We start from the raw sequence: 20,292 nt of genomic DNA, 5'->3' as shown, positions 1-20,292 counted from the left end.
TGAAGCATAGATCTAATTTCCCACACCATTTGATCGATATTTGATGACGCAATCGCCCTGCGGCCCCTCCCTCCACCAGCTCGCATGCCCACCTATCTTCAAACGACCTCGACAGAATGCGGGTTGGCTTGTCTAGGCTATGTCGCCGCCCATCACGGCCGGGCTTTCGAAATGAGCGAGTTGAGAGCCCGGTTTGCCATTTCCATGCGCGGTTCGAGCCTCGCGGATCTCATCGCGTTATCAAGAGCGATCGGCCTGCAAGCGCGGCCACTGCGTCTGGACTTGAACGAACTGTCCCAGCTCGCCCTCCCCTGCGTCCTGCACTGGAACATGAGCCATTTCGTCGTTCTGACCCGATGCGCACGCGGCAGGTTGACCATTCACGATCCGGCATCCGGCGAGCGCCGCATGACGATCGCCGAGGCCGGTCCTCATTTCACCGGCGTGGCCCTCGAACTCACGCCCGCGCCCGAGTTCGAGCGCATCGCGCCCAAGCCGCCCATCGGATGGCGGCAATTGGTGGGCCCGCTCCATGGGCTCAAGCGCAGCCTGGGCCAGCTCTTCATACTGGCCGCCAGCCTGCAGGTCGTGCTGCTTGTTGCGCCGTTGTTCACGCAATGGATCGTTGACGGCGCGGTCGTCTCGGGCGATGTCGATTTGCTTTGGCTGCTGGTGATCGGCTTCGGGCTCACCACCCTGATCAAGGTGGCCCTGGAAGCGGCCCGCGGCTGGCTCGGCATCGTCGCCTCGGTGCAGTTCGGCGTGCAGTGGGCGGCGCGGATCATGGGACATCTGCTGCACCTGCCCGCGCAATGGTTCGAAGTGCGGCATACCGGCGACGTGGTGTCGCGCTTCCAGTCGATGCAGAGCATCCAGCAGGCCGTCACTGGCAAGCTGGTCGAAATCCTGCTCGACGGCCTTTTCGCGCTGGTGACGTTGCTGGTCATGCTTTTGTATAGCGTGAAGCTGGCCTCGGTGGTGGTTGCCGCGGTGCTGCTCTACGCAGCGATCCGCGTGCTGCCGCACGGCGCCTTCCATCGCGCAAACGACGAGGTGCTCACGCACGATGCCAGGGCGCAAACGCATTTCCTCGAAAGCCTGCGCGCCGTCCAGACGATCAAGATCGCGGGCCTCGAAGACCAGCGCGTCGCGCGCTGGCTGAACATGGTCGCGCTGGCCACCAACCGCCGAACGAGCACGCAAAGGATGACCCTGGCCTTCGGCGCCGGCTACAGCCTGGTCTTCGGGATGGAGAGCATCGCGGTGCTGGGCCTGGGCGCGGCCATGGCCATCGGCGGCACGCTCACGGTGGGCATGCTGATGGCTTTCGTTTCGTACAAGGACGAGTTCTCCTCGCGGATGCAGCGCTTCATCGACAACCTGATGGCCGTCAGGATGCTGCGGCTGCACGTCGAGCGTCTTTCGGACATCGTGCTTGCCGAGCCGGAGCGGTTGGAGGGCTCCATCGTCCAGTTGGAGGCGACAGAAGGCGCTCGGATCGTGCTCGACGACGTCAGCTTCCGCTATGGGAGCGGAACGCCGTGGGTGCTGCGGCACGTCAACATCGAGATCCGCACCGGCGAGCATGTGGCCATCGTCGGCGCGACCGGTTGCGGCAAGTCCACGCTGGCGAAGATCATCCTCGGGCTCTTGGAACCCACCGAAGGTGCAGTCCGCGTCAACGGCGTGCCGCTCGGTCGGCTTGGGGTGAGCAATTGGCGGCGGCAGGTCGGGGCGGTGATGCAGGACGACCAGCTCTTCTCGGCCAGTCTGCAGGACAACATCGCCGGCTTTGACGAATCGATCGACCTGAAACGCGTTCAGGGCGCCGCCAGCGTTGCCGCGATCCATGCGGAGATCCTGGCCATGCCGATGGGCTATCACACGCTGGTCGGGGACATGGGCAGCAGCCTGTCCGGCGGCCAGAAACAGCGCATCCTGCTGGCGCGGGCGCTGTATCGGCAGCCCAGCCTGCTCTTGCTCGACGAGGCAACGAGCCATCTCGACGTGCCCAAGGAAAAGGAGGTCATCGAGGCGATCGGCAAGCTTCAGATGACGCGCATCGCGATTGCGCACCGGCCCGAAACGATCGCGATGGCGATGCGCGTGATTGAGCTCTCTCCCGCTGCGATGGCCCCACGCAACATCCTCGAATGAGGGTCAACCCCAACTCATGAGACAATAACGCCTGTTGCCGGGTCCAGTTGCCCGCAACGCCGGCTCTCTGCCGGGGACGAAGAAGACCTTTACACGGTTTTCAGGCTCCCACTCCTGACCCATCTGCCCTTACTGGCTCGTCGTCCGATGTGACGCCCGAGCGGGTGGATACCACTGCGCCGTGTAGGGCGCTTGTTGAACTCAATGAACTTTGATGAACTGAAGCTGGCCCCGGCCATCTTGAAGGCCGTGCATGAGCAGGGCTATGAAACCCCCACGCCGATCCAGGCCCAGGCCATTCCGGCCGTGCTCGACGGCCATGACCTGCTGGGCGGCGCCCAGACCGGCACCGGCAAGACCGCTGCCTTCACCCTCCCCCTGCTGCACAAGCTCACGATGAGCCGCAGCGCCACCAACAAGTTCGGCGGCACCGGCATCCGTGCCCTGGTGCTGACCCCCACGCGCGAACTCGCGGCCCAGGTCGAAGAATCCGTTCGTACCTACGGCAAATACCTTCAGCTGACTTCCACCGTGATCTTCGGCGGCGTCGGCATGAACCCGCAGATCAGCAAGCTCAAGAGCGGCGTCGACATCCTGGTGGCCACCCCCGGCCGCCTGCTCGACCTGCAGCAGCAAGGCATGCTCGACCTGTCGCAGGTGCAGATGCTGGTGCTCGACGAAGCCGACCGCATGCTCGACATGGGCTTCATCCATGACGTCAAGAAGATCCTCGCGCTGGTGCCGAAGGAAAAGCAGAGCCTGCTGTTCTCGGCCACCTTCAGCGACGAGATCCGCGACCTCGCCGCCACGCTGCTCAAGAACCCGCAGAGCATCCAGGTCACGCCGCGCAACACCACCGTTCAGCGCATCACGCAGGTGATCCACCCGGTCGGCCGCGGCAAGAAGAAGGCGCTGCTCGCCCACATCATCAACGAGCACAAGTGGAGCCAGGTGCTGGTGTTCACCCGCACCAAGTTCGGCGCCAACAACGTGGCCGAGTTCCTGACCAAGAACGGCATCGAGGCGATGGCGCTGCACGGCAACAAGAGCCAGAGCGCACGCACCCAGGCGCTGGCCGGCTTCAAGAGCGGAGAGATCCGCGCGCTGGTGGCCACCGACATCGCGGCCCGTGGCATCGACATCGACGAGCTGCCGCACGTCGTCAACTACGAGATCCCGAACGTCAGCGAAGACTATGTCCACCGCATCGGCCGCACCGGCCGCGCCGGTTCGAGCGGCGAGGCCGTGAGCTTCGTCTGCCTGGACGAAGAAGGCTTCATGCAGGAGATCGAGCGCTTCACCAAGCAGACGATTCCCGTGCAGGTCATCGACGGCTTCGGCCCCGAGGAAGGCGAACGCGCCGAACCGATCGCCATGGGCCGCCAGACCATCTGGGGCGGCGCCGGCCGGCCGCCGAGCCGTGAAGTGATGCAGGCGGCGGCCAAGGCCGCGCGCACGGAAATGATGCAGCGCATCCGCGACAACAAGGCAGGCCAGGGCGAACGCAGCGGTGGTGGCGGCGGCAATGGCGGTGGCCAGCGTCGCGGCGGCGGCAACGGACAGGGCCAGGGCGCCCCGGCCGGCCGCAGCGCCAATGGTGGCGGCCAGGGCCCGCGCGGCCAGGGTGGCCGTGGCCAAGGCCCGGCACGCGGCCCGCAGGGACCGGCGCGCACGCCGCACCATGCACCGGCGCACCATCAGAACCATCTGCCGCATGAAGAGCGCCAGCCGCGCCATCACGGCAACAGCCACAGCCCGACGCAAGCCGACGCGGTGGCCCATCTGCGTGCCGAAGCGGTGGCCGGCGGCGAGGGACAGCCGGATCCGTTGCGCACCAGCGTCGACAGCCTGGGTGGCGGCCGTGGCCGTCGCGGCGGCGGTGGCGGCTACGGCGGCAACCGTTCCGGCGGTGGCGGCGGGCGTTCGGGCGGCGGCGGCCGTTCGGGTGGCGGCTATGGCGGCGGTGGTGGCGGCTACGGCGGCGGCGGTGGCCGCTCCTTCGGCCGCTGAGTCGCAGCGACTCCTCTCCTCCGTAAAAAAGGGCGCGCTGCGCCCTTTTTCTTTGGGCGCGCGCTCAGGCCAGGCGCAGGCCGGTCTGCCGATCGAACAGGTGCACGCTCTCGTTGCCGATCGCCAGCCCCACGATCTGGTCCGGCTCGGCGTCGACGCGGCCATGCACCGCCAGCGTCAACGTGGTCTCGCCGACCTGGACCACGAGTTCGGTCTCGGCGCCGGTCGGCTCGACCACGATGACCTGGGCCGGCACGCCGCGGTCCGGGGTCGACAGCGTGATGTCGCCCGGCCGCACGCCGTAGTGGACCTGCTGCCCATCGACCGCCGACGTGCCCGCAGGCGCCGGCCACGAGGCGCCCTGCGCCTCGACCCGGCACTGGCCGTCGACGCGCCGCACCATGCCCTCGAGCACGTTCATGGCCGGCGAGCCGATGAACTGGGCGACGAACAGGTTGTCGGGCCGGTCATACAGTTCGAGCGGCGTGCCGATCTGCTCGACCGCGCCGTCGTGCATGACGACGATGCGGTCGGCCATCGTCATGGCCTCGATCTGGTCGTGCGTGACGTAGACCGTGGTGGTCTTCAGGCGCTGGTGCAGCGCCTTGATCTCGGCGCGCATCGCGACCCGCAGCTTGGCGTCGAGGTTCGACAGCGGCTCGTCGAACAGGAACACCTTGGGGTCGCGCACGATCGCCCGCCCCATCGCGACCCGCTGCCGCTGCCCGCCGGAGAGCTCGCGCGGATAGCGTCCGAGCAAGGCGTCGAGATTGAGGATCTTCGCGGCGTCGGCCACACGGCGCTCGGTCAGCTCCTTCTCGGCCTTGCGCAGGCGCAGGCTGAAACCCATGTTCTCGCCCACCGTCATGTGCGGATACAGCGCGTAGCTCTGGAACACCATCGCGATGTCGCGGTCCTTCGACTCGAGTTCGTTGACCACCCGACCGTCGATCATGATCTCGCCGCCGCTGATGTCCTCCAGGCCCGCGAGCATGCGCAGCAGCGTGGACTTGCCGCAGCCCGAGGGGCCGACCAGCACCACGAACTCGCCGTCCTCGATCTCGAAGCCCAGGCGCTCGATGATCCGGGTCTTGCCGTAGGACTTCTGGACATCGCGAAAAGTGACTGAAGCCATATCGTCGTCTCTCTCTCTGTGTAGGCCCGGCGAAGCCCGGGCCTGTTCGGGGGACACTGCGGAACCGGCTTTGCCGGGCCGCTGGTGTCGCCCCCTGCAAGGGGGTGGGCGCCCGGACACGCAGTGCCGGGCAACCTGGGGGTCAGCTCTTGACCGCTCCGGCGGTGATGCCGCCGACCATGTAGCGCTTGAACGTGTAGTAGATCGCTGCCGGCGGCAGCGCGTAGATGAGGCCGGTCGCCATCAGCAGTTCCCAGGGCGAATCGTCGGCCGCAAGGAAGTTGCCGAGCGCCACGGCCAGCGTCACGCTGCGGTCGTTGGACAGCAGCAGGAAGGCATAGAGATACTCGTTCCAGGCCAGCAGCAACGCATAGGTGCCGACCGCCACCAGCGAAGGCACCATCAGCGGCAGGTAGACCAGCCTGAAGAGCTGCAGCGGCGAGGCGCCGTCCATGCGCGCCGCCTCGTCGAGCTCGTAGGGCAGCTTGTCGGAAGCCTGCTTGAGCACCCAGATGCAGTACGGCGAGGCAATCGTCACCATCGCGAGGATCAGCGCCCACTGGCTGTTGAGCAGGCCATAGTTGCCCATGGTCTTGTACATCGGCACGGCCAGGAACGCGGCCGGGATGAAATAGGTGAACAGCGCCATGTTCATCACCGTGCGCCCTCCCCGCACGCGCAGCCGGCTGATCGCGAAAGCCGCGGTGGTCGCCACGAACAGCGTGATCGCGCCGACCGCCACCGCGATGAACAGCGAGTTACCCAACTGCACCCAGAAGTGATCGAGGTAGAAGTGCTTCTGCTGGAACACGGTGCTGAAGTTGTCGAGGGTCGGCGACTTCGGCCAGAGCCGGCCGCTGGTCGCAGTGCCGCGCGGCGAGATGGCGAACAGCACCATGTGGTAGATCGGGATCAGCGTCCAGATCAGCACCGGGATGCCGATCAGCAGCAGCTTGGCTTCGTTGCCTGCCGACTTGAGGGTCCAGCGCTTGCGGCTCATTTCGACAACCTCTTCATCATGAAATAGACCAGGGGCAGGATCAACGGCATCGCGACCACGATGGAGGCCATCGACAGGTCGACCTGGTCGAGCCGCAGATAGCGGATGCCGATGGTCGCGAGCACATGCGTCATGTCGGCCGGGCCGCCGCCGGTCAGCAGGTAGACGCTGTTGAAATCGCCCAGCGTCCAGATCATCGACAGGATCAGCGACGTGACATAGAGCGTGCGCAAGGCCGGCCAGCTGATGAAGCGGAACTTCTGCCACGAACTGGCGCCGTCGACCGAAGCCGCCTCGTACTGCTCGCCCGGTATCGCCAGCCGCCCCGCCACCAGGATCAGGGTCCAGAACGGCAGCGATTTCCAGATGTGCATCAGCATCGCGAAGCCGAGCGCCAGCGTCGGCTCGTTGAGCCAGTTGGGCCCGTCGAGCCCGGTCAGGTGGAAGATGGTGCTGTTGATCACGCCCCACTCGGGGTTGAGCATGAAGCGCACCGACAGGATGGTCGGGATCGACGGCACGGCCCAGGGCAGGATGAAGATCCCCGCGAGGACCTTGATCCACCAGCGCGACTGCACGAAGAAGGCCGACAGCACCAGCGCCACGGCCATCTTGACGTTGATGGCGACGATCAGGAACACCACCGTGTTGATGACCGAGCGGAAGAAGATCGGGTCCTCGACCAGGTGCACGTAGCTCTGCGGATGGCGCGCCAGCCAGAGCCCGTAGCACACCGGGTAGAGGACGAAGACCGCGAACACCAGCAGGTAGGGAACGACCATCAGCCGGCCCCAGAACTGCCAGCGCCCGAGCTTGCTGGCGGGTTGTGCGGCGCTGCCGGCCGCGGTCACGGCGCTTGCGGTGGAACTCATGGTCGGCTACCCCCGAATTTCAGTTACCCATGGCGTAGCACGGCCCGACAGCCGACGAAACCGCCCTGAACGAAGGCCAGGAACCCCGCGGAACCGGCTTCGCCGGGCCGCTGGGGTTGCCCCCTGGAAGGGGGTGCCCGAGCCACACGCAGTGGGCGAGGCTGGGGGTGATCTTCATCGCGCGACCGTCTTGATGCGCTCGATCATCTCGTCGACCGCCTTGTCCACCGGTACCTTGTCGCTCACCACGCGATTCATCGCCTTGGCCCAGACGTTCTCGTTGTTGAGCACGGTGAACTTGTAGTTCTTGGTGAATTCGAAGGTCACGGTGCCGGCCGCGTACTGGTTGAAGACCGACTTGCGATGCGGATCGGCCTGCCAGAACGGGCTCGCCTGCCCCGCCTTGGTGACCGGGAACCAGCGGCCCAGCGAGCCCTCGACGTAGGGCGTGAGATTCTCTTCCTGCAGCAGGAAGGCGACGAACTCCTTGGCGCGCTGCTTGTTCTTGGCCTCCTTGAACACCACGCCGGTCTTGACCGCGGTGCGGTAGACCATCTTGCTGCCGTCGGGCTTGTTCGGGAAGCCTGCGGTGCGGATGCGCTCGGTGTAGTTCTTCTTGGCCTCCTCGCGCTGCTCGGGCGTGAGCGACGCGTTGTTGGAGTCGTCGAGCCACTTGGCGGCAATCGAGATGGTCGCGTTGTGCGTCATGGCGGTCGTCTTGTTGTGGAAGGCGACGTTGTTGTCCGGGTCCTTCCAGCTCGTGGACGACGGCGGCGTGCAGCCCTTGGTGTAGGGCGCCGTGTAGTCGGTCATCGCGCTGATCAGGCCGGCACGCACGGCAGGGTCGTCGACCAGCAGCTTGCCGCTGTCGTTGACCATCTTCACGTTGTAGGCGTCGGCGAAGGTCAGGAAGGAATAGAACGAATCGCTCGAATCCACGCCCATCGGCATGCCGATGCCGAAGTTGCGCTTGCCGCTCTTCTGGCGGCTGGCCGGCTGCACCTTCTCGCACCAGAACGACCAGTAGTCCTTCCAGCCCGTCGGGATGTCCGACTCCTTGACGCCGGCCTCGTTCAGCATGTCGATCCAGTACTCGATGTGCATCGTCTGCTGCTTGATCGGGAAGGCGTAGTAGGCCTTCGCCTTGGTCTTGTCGTCGTACAGGAAGGTGGTCTCGATGGTGTTCGGCGCGAAGCGCGAGGCGATCGGGGCCATCACGCTGCTGATGTCCTCGAGCTTGTCGTCGTAGGCCCACTTGCCCGTGACCTGGAAGTCGTAGACGTCGGCATAGGCGACATCGGGCGGGCTGCCCGAATCGAGCGCCGAGACGGTCTTGGGGATCATGTCCTGCACCGGATACTGCGAGAGTTCGACCTTGACACCCTTGTGCTTGTCCTCGAACTTCTTGATGGCGGCGAACAAGGCGTCGTCCTCGGCCTTGTAGAAGCCCTTGACCCACCAGACAGTGAGCTTCTCCTGCGCCAGGGCCTGGCCGGCGACTGTCAGGCCCAGTGCCATCAATGTCGGGACCACGAGTGCTTTGAATTTCATTTCTCTTGTCTCCTCTTTCTTGCAACGGAAGGGCTCGATGCACGAGCCGGGGTGGGAAGCAGGAATCCGTGGTGCGCCTCAGGCCGCCGCCCGCAGGCGCGGGGGTGGGCGCGACAGCCGGGGCAGCTGGCGGCGCGAGCCCAGCACGTCGTCGATGTCCTCGCGCGCGCTGTCGATCAGCTTGATGATGGCCCGCTCGGCCCGCGCCGGGTTGCGCGCGATCACCGCATCGAGCACCGCGCGGTGCATCGGCAGCGATTGCGCCGGGCCGTCCTTCTTGCTGGTGGAGATCTCGAAGCTGGTGCGCAGCAGCGCATGCAGCGCCTTGCTCATCTGCGCCAGCATGCGGTTGCGCGCACTGCGCAACAGGCCGTTGTGGAAGCGCAGGTCGAAGGTGACGTAGTCGCCGCCGAATTCCACCGCGTGCTTCATGCCGGCGTAGGCGGCCTCGATCTCCTCGATGTCCTGCGGCGTGGCGCGCTCGGCGGCCAGCCGGACGGCGGCGGGTTCCACCGCACGCCGCAGGTCCTGCAGGTCGCGCAGGAACTCGGGCGTGAGGCCGGCGCGCGCCTGCCAGGTGATCACGTCGGGGTCGAACCAGTTCCATTGCTCGTCGGGCAGCACGCGGGTGCCGACCTTGGGGCCGGTGACGATCAGGCCCTTGGCCACCAGCGACTTGACGGCTTCACGCACCACCGTGCGGCTGACGCCGAAGGCCTCGCACAGCAGGGGCTCGGCCGGCATCGGCGCACCGACCGCGTACTGGCGCGAGACGATCGCTTCACCCAGCAGGTCGAGCGTGCGGCCGTGGGTGTTCTTGGCCATGAAACGTCCTGGTCAGGCGTCGACCGGGGTCAACAAGGGCTGGCCGGCGAAATGCGCGCGCAGGTTGTCGAAGGTGAGCTGGCCCATGGCTTCGCGCGTCTGCTTCGTGCCGCTGCCGATGTGCGGCGTCAGCACCACGTTGGGCAGGGCGCGCAGGGCCTCGGGCACGTTCGGTTCGTTGGCGAAGACATCGAGGCCGGCGCCCGCGATGGTGCCGTGGCTCAGGGCGTCGATCAGGGCCGCTTCGTCGACCACGCTGCCGCGCGCGACGTTCACGAGGTAGCCGTCGGGCCCGAGCGCCTTCAGCACGCGCGCATCGATCAGGCCGCGCGTGGCGGCACCGCCGGGCGTGATGACGACCAGGAAGTCGACCGCGGCGGCCAGCGAGACTGCATCGGGATGGTAGGTGTAGCCGACGCCGGCGCGCGGCGAGCGCGAGGTGTAGGCCACGCTCATCTTGAAGGCCAGTGCGCGCTCGGCGATCGCCTGGCCGATGCGGCCCATGCCGACCAGCCCGAGCCGGCCGCCCGTGACCTTGCGGCTCAACGCGATCGGGCCGTGCGTCCATTCGTTGGTGCGCACGAAGCGGTCGGCCTGCGGAATGCGGCGTGCCGTCGCGATCAGCAGGCCGATCGCGAGATCGGCCACATCGTCGTTGAGCACGGCGGGCGTGTTGGTGACCGGCACGCCGCGCTCGTGCGCGGCCGCGACATCGACGCCGTCGTAGCCGACGCCGAAGACCGAGATCACTTCGAGCGCCGGCAGGCGGGCGATCAGTTCGCGCGGCACCTTCGCCTCCCCGTTGGCGACCACGCCGCGGATGCGCGGCGCCACGGCCGCGAAGGCCGCCGGGTCGCTGATGTGGATGCGGTCGTGCAGCGTGTAGTGCTGGCGCAATTGATCCAGCAGGAAGGGCATCAGCGGCGCGACGAGCAGCAGCTCGGGTCGTCCTGCGTTGTCTGGCATCACACTGTCTCCTGCTGGAACCATCGATGCGCACGAAGCGCCCTGCGGCAGCGCCGTCATCCGATCGCTGTCGATTCAAATCATATGATGATTGAAATCGAGAGTCGGCAGGACAAACCCTGATCGGCCGGGATCAGCCCGGCGGTGCGGCCCGCGTCACGAAGCGCCCTGCGCGCGCACCCGTCGCGCGCCCTTCGGCGGTGTAGCTCAACACCCCGTTGACCCAGACATGCTCGATGCCTTCGCTGAACGCGCGCGGATGCTCGAAGGTGGCGCCATCCTTGACGCGCAGCGGATCGAAGACCACCACGTCGGCCATGTAGCCGGCCTTGAGCAGGCCGCGTTCGCCGATGCGAAAGCGCGCGGCCGACAGGCCCGTCATCTTGTGCACGGCTTCCTCGAGGCGCAGCAGCCCCTTGTCGCGCCAGTAGCTGGCCAGCACGCGCGGGAACGCGCCCCACAGGCGCGGATGCGGGCGCTCGTCGTGCGGCAGGCCGTCGGAACCGATCATCGACAGCGGATGCGCCATCACGCGCTGCACGTCGTCCTCGCGCATCTGGAAGTAGCAGGCATTGCCGGGCTTCAGGCGCAGCGCGGCGTCCTGCTGCGAAACGCCCCACTCCGCGGCGATGTCGGCCAGGTAGCGCCCGCCCATCTCGGGGTGCGCCTGGCTGCCCGTGATCAGGATGTCGATGATGCCGTCGACCAGGTCTTCGCGCAGCACCGTGGAGCCCGCGGTGTACGGGTAGACGTCCATGCCGATCTCCTGGCCGCGCGCCAGCGCCTCGATCAGCGGCAGGGTCTCGCGCGTGCGGCCCCAGTTGGCGGGGCCGGCGCACTTGTGGTGCGAGATCACGAGCGGCAGCCCCGATTGGCGCGCAGTGAGCGCCGCCTCCTGCAGCGCCGGCAGGATGCCGGCCAGCTCGTCGCGGACATGGGTGGCATAGACACCGCCGTTGCGTGCCGCCACGCTGGCGACCGCCACCAGTTCCTCGACGTCGGCGGCATAGGCCTCCTCGTAGAAGACGCCGGACGACAGCCCCAGCGCACCGGCGTCCATCGCCTCCTGCATGTCGGCCGCCATCGCGGCGCGCTCGGCCTCATTGGCCGCTCGATCGAGCACCGCCATGTGGCGCATGCGCAGCGCGGTGTGGCCGAGCAGTGCCGCAACGTTGACCGCGGGCCGGGCCGCATTCACGGCGTCGGCATAGGCGCGCATCGTGGCGTGGCGGAACTGGTGCCGGCCCAGCAGCGACAGCGGCGCCCGCGGCGAATCGGTCACCACCGGCGCGAGCGAGATGCCGCAGTTGCCGACGATCACGGTCGTCACGCCCTGCGAGATCTTGGGCAGCATGTCGGCCTTCTCGATCGCAGCCGCGTCGTCGTGCGTGTGGACGTCGATGAAACCGGGCGCGACGACCATCCCGCCGCAATCGATCTCGAGCACCGGGCCTTGCAGTCGCAGGCCGGCCAGCAGTGCGGGCGGCGTCTGGCCGGGCGCGGCGATCGACGCGATGCGTTCGCCGGCCAGCAGCACGTCGGCCTTCCAGCCCGGGCTGTCGCTGCCGTCGACGAGCGTGCCGCCCTTGAGCAGCGTGGGGCGATCGAAGTCTTGCTTCATCGTGAACGGTCGTCGAGTTTTTCCGTGGCGCCCGAGAACTCGGCGCTGTCGAAGCCGTGCTTGTGCAGCAGGTGCTTGAACTGCGTCAGCCCGCGCGTGGCGACCGGCCCGAGCTTCTGCGCCAGTCGCACCATCAGGATCTCGAGCACCACCAGGTGCGCCAGGTAGGCCTCGGTGCCGACGCGCATCACCGCGTCCTGCGGCACCGACACCGCGAGCACCAGGTCCGCGATCTCGGCCAGCGGCGTGTCGGGCTGCGTCAGCGCCACCACGGTGGCGCCCTGCGAGCGCGCGAACCGCGCCGCCTCCAGCGTGTAGGGCATGCGGCCCACGTGCGAAATCACGAAGGCGACGCCGTCGGGCCCCAGCGTGCTGGCCGAGACCAGTTGCTGGTGCAGATCGAAGAAGGCGTTGGAGTTGCAGCCGAGCCGGAACAAGCGGCTCTGCAGCTCGTTCGCCATGAAGGTCGATGCCGCGCCCACCGAGTAGCAGTCGATGCGCCTGGCCTCGGCCAGGCGGCTCGCGACCTGGTCGATCACCTCGACGTCGATGCGGCGGCCCAGCTCGGTCAGCGAGGACACGGCCGCATGGATGATCTTGCTGGCGACGTCGCCCGCGCTGTCCTCGGCCAGCACGCTGCGGTGCAGGTAGGAGCCGGTGACCGCGAGGTCCTGCGCCAGCGCCAGCATGAACTCGCGCACCGACTCGAAGCCGAAGCTGCGGCAGGTGCGCACGATGGTCGGCATCGAGACGCCGGCCTGCTGCGCGAGCTGCTCGACGGTGGCGGCCACGGCCGCGCGCGGGTCTTCGAGCACGCACTGCACCACGCTGCGCTGGGCGGCCGGCAGCTCGGGCAGGCGCTCGCGCAGGCGCTGCAGCAATTGAGCGGAGGAACCGTTCATTGCGTCCTTCAGAAGCGGGTGCTGACCGCACCGGTGACCGCGCCGTCGTCCTCGACGAGCGCCAGCCAGCGCCACTTGTCGAAGGTGGTGCACGGGTGGGAGATGCCCAGGGCAACGCGGTCGCCGACCTGCGGCGCCGGCCCTGCGGGGTCGAAGCGCAGGTAGGCATGCTGGTCGTTGAGCGCGCTGACGCGCCAGCCCGGCGGTGCGGCGTCCGGGCTGCGCGCACCGCGCGGGGCATGGCGCACCGGGATCGGCATCTCGAGGTCGTAGGAGATGTCGCGCCGGCCGCAGGTCAGCAAGGCCAGGCCGGGCTCGGGCACCGACTGCACCATGGCCCAGACTTCGAGCGCCGCCCGCAGCGAGGCATCCAGCCCCTCGCGCCGCTCGACCTGCTTCAGGAAGCGCGCGTAGTTGCCGTGGTCGTGCGTGATGTAGCAGCCCGAGCGCAGCACGCCCTGCACCGGGCGCGACAGGCCCTGCGCGCGCAGCAGCGGCAGCACCAGGTCGAACACGGCCGAGCCGCCGGCCGTCAGCATCACGGTGGGGTCGCAGAACAGCTGCTGCGCATCGCAGGCCTGCGCCACTTCCAGCACGCGGTTCACGAGCGCCGTGACTTCGCGCGCGTCATGCGCGCTGTCGCAGGTCGCGAGGCCGCCCTCGTAGCACTCGATGCCGCCCAGTTGCGCGGTGGACGAGCGCGCGATGGCGGCGGCCAGCGCCAGGGCCTCCTCGCGCGTGCGGCAGCCGGTGCGCTGGCCCGGCACGCCGATCTCGACCAGCACGTCGAAGCGGCGGCCCGACCCGCGGCGCGCTGCCCAGTCCTCGATCAGCGCCAGCTGCGCCAGCGAGTCGACCAGGAACCAGACCCGCAGGCCGTCGTGGCGCGCGAGCAGCAGGTCGAGCGCGTCGAGGTCGGCGTCGCAGACCACCTGGTTGGCGATGATGGCGCGGCGGGCGCCGGCTTCCACGCCGACGGCCAGCTGGAAGATCGTCGCGAAGGTCAGGCCCCAGGCGCCGCCCGCCAGTTGCTGCGCGAACAGCTCGGGCGACATGGTGGTCTTGCCGTGCGGCGCCAGGCTGACGCCCTTGCGCTCGGCATAGTCCTGCATCCAGGCGATGTTGTGGGCCAGCGCGGAGCGCCGGATCACGGCCAGCGGGTAGGCCAGGTCGTCGGCCAGCAGGTTCCACTTGTTCCTGCCGATATCGGCGGCGCGGCACGGCGCAGCCGTGAGCGGGTAGCTCTTGCTGCGGTGATCGAGGATCAGCTCTGGGGTCATGGTGTGTGGAGGTTACTCAAAGATCGTTGCGCCAGCAGGCATGCCAGTGGCCGGGCTGCACTTCGCGCAGTTGCATGTCGGCGCTCGCGCAGCGCGCCTGCGCCAGCGGGCAGCGGGTGCGGAACACGCAGCCCGAGGGCGGATTCGCGGGGCTGGGCAGATCGCCCTGCAGCAGCGGCACCACGCGCCGCTGGGCGGGGTCGGGAATCGGCGCCGCCGCCAGCAGCGCACGCGTGTACGGGTGCTGCGGACTGGCGTAGAGCGCTTCGGTCGGCGCGATCTCCATCACGCGGCCGAGGTACAGCACGACCACCCGGTCGCAGAGGTATTCCACCACGTCGAGGTCGTGCGAGATGAACAGCAGCGTGAGGCCGAGCTGCTCCTTGAGCTCGCCCAGCAGGTTGACCACCTGGGCCTGGATCGACACGTCGAGCGCCGACAGCGGCTCGTCGGCCACGATGAACTGCGGCTCGACCGCCAATGCGCGCGCGATACCGATGCGCTGGCGCTGGCCGCCCGAGAACTCGTGCGGAAAGCGATCGGCATGCTCGGAGCGAAGGCCCACCTGCTGCAGCAACTGCTCGATGCGCGGCTTGCGCGCCGCGCCCTTGGCCAGGCCGTGGGTGTCCAGCGCCTCGGCCAGCACCTCGCGGATCCGCATGCGCGGGTTGAGGCTGGCGTAAGGGTCCTGGAAGATGATCTGGACCTTGGAGCGCAACGGCCTGAACTGCGACTGCGTGAGATGCGCCAGATCCTGCGGCGCCGCGTCCGAGCCCTGCGGCTGATACAGCATCTGGCCAGCGGTCGGATCGACCAGCCGCGTGAGCAGCCGGCCGATGGTGCTCTTGCCCGAGCCCGATTCGCCGACGAGGCCCAGTGTCTCGCCCTTGCGGATCGTGAAGCTCACGTCGTCGACCGCCCGCACCGGATGGCTGCCCTTGCCGAAGTACTTCTTGAGATTCCGGATCTCGAGCAGATGCTCGCTCGCCAATGCCGCACTCGTCATGCCGCCACCTCCTCGGTGAATCCGATGCAGCGCATCATGCGTGCGCCCCCGGTGGTTTCGAGCATCGGCATGCGGGCATCGCAGGCTTCTCGACGGAATGCGCAGCGCGGCGCGAAGGCACAGCCCGGCGGCGGTGCGAACGGGCTCGATACCTGGCCCGGGATCGCCACGAGTTGCGGACGCCTGCCGGCCTGCACAGGCGAGCCGCGCCGCCGCGCCACACCCGGCAGGCAGGCCAGCAGGCCCCGGGTGTACGGATGCCCGGGCCGCGCAAACAGATCGTGCACCGGCGCCGATTCGACGATCCGCCCCGCATACATCACGGCCACCGCATCGGCGTACTGCGCCACCACGCCGAGGTTGTGCGTGACGAACAGCATGCTCATGCCGGTCTCCTTCTGCAGCCGGCCCATCAGCGCGAGGATCTGGGCCTGGATCGTGACGTCGAGCGCGGTGGTCGGCTCGTCGGCGATCAGCAGCGTCGGGTTGCAGGCCATCGCGAGCGCGATCATCACGCGCTGGCGCATGCCGCCCGAGAGCTGGTGCGGATACTCGTTGACCCGCTGAGCGGCGGCCGGGATCTCGACCAGTTCGAGCATCCGCCGCGCATGGGCATGGGCCGCCTTGCGGTCCAGCTTCAGATGCAGGCGCACCGATTCGGCAATCTGCTCGCCGATGGTCAGCACCGGGTTCAGGCTGGTCATGGGCTCCTGGAAGATCATGCCGAGCTCGTTGCCGCGCAGCGCGCGCTTCTCGGATTCGGGCATGTCGAGCAGGTTCACCCGGCGGCCGTCGCGCCGCACGAACCACGCTTCGCCCTCGACCTGCGCATGCGAGGTCTTGGCATGCAGGCCCATGAGCGTGAGGCTGGTGACGGACTTGCCCGAGCCCGATTCGCCGACCAGCGCCAGCGTCTGGCCGGGCCGGATCGCAAAGGAGACGTCGGCCACGCTCTGGATGCGGCCGGCTTCGGTGGCGAAGGAGGTCGACAGGCCCTGCACTTCGAGCCGCGGCGCTGTAGAAGCATTCGTATTCATGCGGCCTTCCTCAGCTTGGGGTCGAGCAGGTCGCGCACGCCATCGCCCAGCATCTGCAGCGACAGCGCGGTCAGCACGATCGCGAGGCCGGGGCAGAAGATGGTCCAGAAGGCCTTGTCTGCATAGTCGAGACTGCCCGCGATCATCGTGCCCCAGGTCGGGATGTCGGGCGGCACGCCGACGCCGAGAAACGACAGGCCCGCCTCGGCCAGGATGGCGTAGGCGAAGATGAAGGTCACCTGCACCAGGATCGGCGACATCAGGTTCGGCAGGATGTGCTTGCACAGGATGCGAGGCGTGCGCACCCCCAGCGCGCGCGCCGCATCGACGAACAGCAGCTCGCGCAGCACCAGCGTGGTGGCGCGCACCACGCGGGCCACGCGCGGCGTGTAGACGATCACCAGCGCCAGCATCACGTTCCACAGCGAGACGCCGAGGATCGACACCAGCGCGATCCCCAACAGGATGTCGGGGAACGACATCATGGCGTCGACCACGCGCATCAGCGGCGCATCGAGCCGGCGGAAGAACCCGGCGAGCATGCCCATCAGCGTGCCGAACAGCACCGCGCCCGCGGCCGTGACGAAGCCGATCAAGAGCGAGTAGCGCGCGCCGTGCACGATGCGCAGCATCACGTCGCGTCCCAGCTCGTCGGTGCCGGCCCAGTGCGTCCACGACGGTGCATGCAGGCGCTGGCCGATCTCGATGGCGCCGGGGTCGGCGTCGGAGAGCAGCGGATAGAGCAGCGCGACGCCCACCACGAGCAGCAGCACCAGCGCCGCGGCCAGCACGATCCTGCGCCCGAACAGGCGGCGAGCGACCGGCATCGCACCGGACAGCCAGGCAAGGGCAGCGGCTCTCATTTGCCCTCCAGCCGGATGCGCGGATCGACCAGGGTGTAGATGAAGTCGACGCCGAGGTTGATGAAGACGTAGATCGCGGCGATCACCAGCAGCGTGCCCTGGATCACCGGATAGTCGCGCCGGAGCACCGCGCGCACCACCAGGTTGCCGACGCCCGGCAGGTTGAAGACGGTTTCGGTCACCACGGTGCCGCCGATCATCAGCGCCAGCGTGAGGCCCAGCACGGTGACGATCGGCACCAGCGCGTTGCGCAGCACGTGCTTGACCATGATCACGCCCTCGGGCAGGCCCTTGGCGCGCGCCGTGCGCACGTAGTCCTCGCCGAGGATGTCGAGCATCGAGGCGCGCGTGAAGCGGATGATCAGCGCCGAGTTGAGCAGGCCCAGCACCAGCGCCGGAAGCAACAGGTGCTGCAGCCGTTCGCCGAAGGAGGCGCTGGGGTCGCCATAGCCCGAGGCCGGGAACCAGCCGAGCTTGACCGCGAAGAACTGGATCAGGATCAGGCCGAGCCAGAAGCTCGGGATGCTGGCGCCCAGCATCGCCACGCCGCTGACCACCTGGTCGGCCGCGCTGCCGCGCCAGACGGCGGCCGCCATGCCGGCCGGGATGCCGATCAGCGCCGCGATGGCGACCGCGAACAGCGCCAGAAACAGCGTCGGCTCGGCGCGCTCCAGCAGCGCCTGCGCCACCGGGCGCTGCAGGAACAGCGACTGCCCGAGATTGCCCTGCAGCAGCTCGCCCACCCACAGCACGAACTGGGTCGGCAGGGGCTTGTCCAGGCCGTACCGGATGCGGGCCTGGGCGATGTCCTCGGTGGTCGCCTGGTCGCCGAGCAGCAGTGCGACCGGGTCGCCGGACGCCAGGCGGGTCAGGGCGAAAACCAGCACCGCGACGATGGCGAGCACCACCAGGGCCCCGGCCAGGCGGGTGAGCAGGAAGCGCAGCATGGGAATCCGCTCTTACTTGCCGAGGCCCGTGTTCCAGAAGAAGGGCCAGATCGCGGGCGTGTAGCCCTCCAGCCTGGCCGAGCGCGCCGACAGGCTGTTGAACTTGCCGACCTCGATGAACGGCACCTCGTCATACACGGTCTGCTGCACCGGGCCCCATAGCGCCCCGCGCTTGGCGCTGTCGGTTTCCTGGTTGAAGGCCGTCAGCGTCGACTTCTTGGCGGCCGTGTCCCACCAGCCCGGCGCGCCGTCGCCCAGTTGCGGCGGCGACAGCATCGGCTCGGGGAACAGGCCCGAATGCGTGAAGTACACATCCCACAGCTTGGCGTCGTTGCGGCGCTGCACCAGCGTGGCCCAGTCGACCACCTGCAGGTCGGTCTTGAAGCCGGCCTTCTTGAGCTGTTCGGCCATCACCAGCGCCATGTTGTAGTGGAACTCGTACTGGCGGCTCGCCATGATGCGGATCGGCTGGCCGTTGTAGCCGGCCTTGGCCGCGAGCTCCTTGGCCGCTTGAGGGTTGCGCGTGTTGTAGGCATTGCTGCCGGCGGCCGAATAGTAGGGCGTGCCCTTGGGGAAAAAGTTGGGCTCGACCACGAAGAAGCGGTTGTCGCCGAAGCCCGCGGCCATCAGCTCGCCCTGCCCGACCGCGGTCTGCACCGCGCGGCGCAGCGGCTGCGAGGCCAGCACGCCTTCCTTGGTGTTGAACACGATGTAGGGGAAGCCGAAGTTCTTGGTCACGATCGGCACCACGGCCGGCGCGCCCTTCTCGATCCGGCCCGCGGCCTCCACCGGCAGCAGGTCGGCGTACTGGAACTGGCCCGAGAGCGAGCCTTCGACCCGGGTGTTGGCATTCGGCACGGGCACGAAGCGCAGTTCGTCGAGCAGCGCTTCACGGCGGCCCGCGTAACCGCTCGGCGCCTCCTTGCGCGAGGTGTAGCCGTCGTGGCGCACCAGCACCGTGAACTGGTCGGGACGGCGCTCCTTGAACTTGTAGGGCCCGGTGCCGATGAACTCCTTGAGCTGCGGCGCGATGCTCTCCTTGGCCATGATCGCCGCCATGCCGCTCGGCAGCGCGAGCTGCGCCAGCAGCGGCGCGTAGGGGCTCTTGAGCTTGAGCTCCACGGTGAGCGGGCCCTTGGCCGTCAGCGACTCCACTTCCTTGCCGACCGCCTTGCCGCGCGGCGACAGTTCCATCCAGCGCTGCAGCGAGGCCACGACATCCTCCGCGCCGAGGTCGCGCCCGTTGTGCAGCTTGACGCCCTTGCGGATCGCGATGGTGTAGCTCAGGCCGTCCTTCGACACCACCGGCAGGCCTTCGGCCAGCATCGGCGCCACGTTCCAGTTGGCATCGAAGGTGTAGAGCGGCTCGTAGACGTGCTGCATGATCGTGCCGACCAGGTCGGCGGTGCTGACCATCGGGTCCAGGCCCTGGGGCTCGCCGACCATCGCGAGATTGGCGGCGCCGCCCCTGGCAGGCTGGGCCGACGCCACGGATGCGGCCAGGCCGAGCGCGAGCGTGGCGGCGATGGCACCGGCCACCTGGCGCCAGACCGGCGCGCGCCTGAACAAAGCAGATGTCGCTACAGTGAGGGCGGGAGATTGCATCGTGGCTCCGTGAGTAATAACATTACATCGTCGATCGTATTTGCAGTCGTATCGAGGTCAATAAGGGGTTTGCCCTTATCTATTTTGTAAATTTCTTACACATTCATCGCCATGTCTCACGTTGAAATGCTCGGCCAATCACCCATCGCCTCGGACCGCCAGGCCCGTCCGCTGTCCCCCGCCACCCGCGCCGGCGACTTCGTTTTCGTCTCCGGGCAGGTCCCCACCGACGACCAGGGCCAGGTCATCGTCGGCGGCATCGAAGCCCAGACGCGCCAGGTCTTCAAGCGCATCGAGCAGGCCCTGGCGCTGGCCGACTGCACGCTGGCCGACATCGCCAAGGTCAGCGTCTGGCTCAACGACGCGCGCGACTTCGGCAGCTTCAACCGGGTCTACATGGAATGCCTGGGCGACCATCGTCCGGCACGCTCGACCGTCGAATCGCGGCTGATGATCGATGCCAAGGTCGAGATCGACGTCACGGCCTACAAGCCGCGCGGCTGAACCGGAGCACG

General features: G+C 67.9%; 17 protein-coding genes. 3 read left to right on the top strand and 14 right to left on the bottom strand.

What is annotated here, in order from left to right:
• Nucleotides 1–84 precede the first annotated feature (84 nt).
• Together AC1DYK_RS08515 and AC1DYK_RS08510 are read left to right on the top strand one after the other, a co-directional pair.
• Nucleotides 85–2,157, top strand: coding sequence for a peptidase domain-containing ABC transporter (locus tag AC1DYK_RS08515; RefSeq protein ID WP_478165869.1), 2,073 nt, complete (start codon nucleotides 85–87; stop codon nucleotides 2,155–2,157).
• 204 nt (nucleotides 2,158–2,361) lie between these two features.
• Nucleotides 2,362–4,167 (top strand): DEAD/DEAH box helicase, encoded by a 1,806-nt coding sequence (locus AC1DYK_RS08510; protein WP_478165868.1) that lies wholly within the window; start codon nucleotides 2,362–2,364, stop codon nucleotides 4,165–4,167.
• Nucleotides 4,168–4,231: 64 nt separating this feature from the next.
• Here the strand turns inward: AC1DYK_RS08510 and AC1DYK_RS08505 are convergent, their stop codons facing one another.
• The 14 genes from AC1DYK_RS08505 to AC1DYK_RS08440 form a co-directional block, all read right to left on the bottom strand.
• The gene (locus AC1DYK_RS08505; RefSeq protein ID WP_478165867.1) at nucleotides 4,232–5,302 is read right to left on the bottom strand and encodes an ABC transporter ATP-binding protein; all 1,071 of its coding nucleotides are present in this window, start codon (nucleotides 5,300–5,302) and stop codon (nucleotides 4,232–4,234) included.
• A 142-nt stretch (nucleotides 5,303–5,444) separates the two neighbouring features.
• Nucleotides 5,445–6,302: a carbohydrate ABC transporter permease gene (locus AC1DYK_RS08500; protein WP_442284888.1), complete on the bottom strand. Its 858-nt coding sequence runs from the start codon at nucleotides 6,300–6,302 to the stop codon at nucleotides 5,445–5,447.
• Complete coding sequence (locus AC1DYK_RS08495; protein WP_478165866.1) at nucleotides 6,299–7,174, bottom strand: carbohydrate ABC transporter permease; 876 nt, start codon at nucleotides 7,172–7,174, stop codon at nucleotides 6,299–6,301. Before AC1DYK_RS08495 ends, AC1DYK_RS08500 begins: the two co-directional genes overlap by 4 nt.
• Before the next feature lie 174 nt (nucleotides 7,175–7,348).
• Nucleotides 7,349–8,725: an ABC transporter substrate-binding protein gene (locus AC1DYK_RS08490; protein ID WP_478165865.1), complete on the bottom strand. Its 1,377-nt coding sequence runs from the start codon at nucleotides 8,723–8,725 to the stop codon at nucleotides 7,349–7,351.
• Between the two features lie 78 nt (nucleotides 8,726–8,803).
• On the bottom strand, nucleotides 8,804–9,550 hold the full coding sequence (locus AC1DYK_RS08485; RefSeq protein ID WP_478165864.1) for a FadR/GntR family transcriptional regulator: 747 nt from the start codon (nucleotides 9,548–9,550) through the stop codon (nucleotides 8,804–8,806).
• Nucleotides 9,551–9,562: 12 nt separating this feature from the next.
• Nucleotides 9,563–10,516, bottom strand: a complete 954-nt coding sequence (locus AC1DYK_RS08480) for a 2-hydroxyacid dehydrogenase (RefSeq protein ID WP_478165863.1) — start codon at nucleotides 10,514–10,516, stop codon at nucleotides 9,563–9,565.
• A gap of 133 nt (nucleotides 10,517–10,649) precedes the next feature.
• Nucleotides 10,650–12,137 carry an N-acyl-D-amino-acid deacylase family protein gene (locus AC1DYK_RS08475; protein ID WP_478165862.1) on the bottom strand — a complete coding sequence of 496 codons (1,488 nt, stop codon included), beginning with the start codon at nucleotides 12,135–12,137 and terminating at the stop codon, nucleotides 10,650–10,652.
• Nucleotides 12,134–13,039 carry a MurR/RpiR family transcriptional regulator gene (locus tag AC1DYK_RS08470; protein WP_478165861.1) on the bottom strand — a complete coding sequence of 302 codons (906 nt, stop codon included), beginning with the start codon at nucleotides 13,037–13,039 and terminating at the stop codon, nucleotides 12,134–12,136. The genes AC1DYK_RS08475 and AC1DYK_RS08470 overlap by 4 nt, the downstream gene beginning before the upstream one ends.
• Before the next feature lie 8 nt (nucleotides 13,040–13,047).
• A complete protein-coding gene (locus AC1DYK_RS08465) occupies nucleotides 13,048–14,319 on the bottom strand; it encodes an amino acid deaminase (protein WP_478165860.1) in 1,272 nt (423 codons plus the stop codon).
• A 16-nt stretch (nucleotides 14,320–14,335) separates the two neighbouring features.
• Nucleotides 14,336–15,325, bottom strand: a complete 990-nt coding sequence (locus AC1DYK_RS08460; RefSeq protein WP_478165859.1) for an ABC transporter ATP-binding protein — start codon at nucleotides 15,323–15,325, stop codon at nucleotides 14,336–14,338.
• Nucleotides 15,322–16,362 carry an ABC transporter ATP-binding protein gene (locus AC1DYK_RS08455; RefSeq protein WP_478165858.1) on the bottom strand — a complete coding sequence of 347 codons (1,041 nt, stop codon included), beginning with the start codon at nucleotides 16,360–16,362 and terminating at the stop codon, nucleotides 15,322–15,324. The genes AC1DYK_RS08460 and AC1DYK_RS08455 overlap by 4 nt, the downstream gene beginning before the upstream one ends.
• Nucleotides 16,359–17,225, bottom strand: a complete 867-nt coding sequence (locus AC1DYK_RS08450) for an ABC transporter permease (RefSeq protein WP_478165857.1) — start codon at nucleotides 17,223–17,225, stop codon at nucleotides 16,359–16,361. The genes AC1DYK_RS08455 and AC1DYK_RS08450 overlap by 4 nt, the downstream gene beginning before the upstream one ends.
• Nucleotides 17,222–18,172 (bottom strand): ABC transporter permease, encoded by a 951-nt coding sequence (locus AC1DYK_RS08445; protein WP_478165856.1) that lies wholly within the window; start codon nucleotides 18,170–18,172, stop codon nucleotides 17,222–17,224. The genes AC1DYK_RS08450 and AC1DYK_RS08445 overlap by 4 nt, the downstream gene beginning before the upstream one ends.
• A 12-nt stretch (nucleotides 18,173–18,184) precedes the next feature.
• On the bottom strand, nucleotides 18,185–19,777 hold the full coding sequence (locus AC1DYK_RS08440) for an ABC transporter substrate-binding protein (RefSeq protein ID WP_478165855.1): 1,593 nt from the start codon (nucleotides 19,775–19,777) through the stop codon (nucleotides 18,185–18,187).
• 111 nt (nucleotides 19,778–19,888) lie between these two features.
• Between AC1DYK_RS08440 and AC1DYK_RS08435 the strand changes: the two genes are divergently transcribed.
• A complete protein-coding gene (locus tag AC1DYK_RS08435; protein ID WP_478097372.1) occupies nucleotides 19,889–20,281 on the top strand; it encodes a RidA family protein in 393 nt (130 codons plus the stop codon).
• Nucleotides 20,282–20,292 lie beyond the last annotated feature (11 nt).

The organism is Variovorax sp. P2_H12 (assembly GCF_056403395.1).
This window is presented reverse-complemented; position numbering and strand designations above follow the sequence as displayed.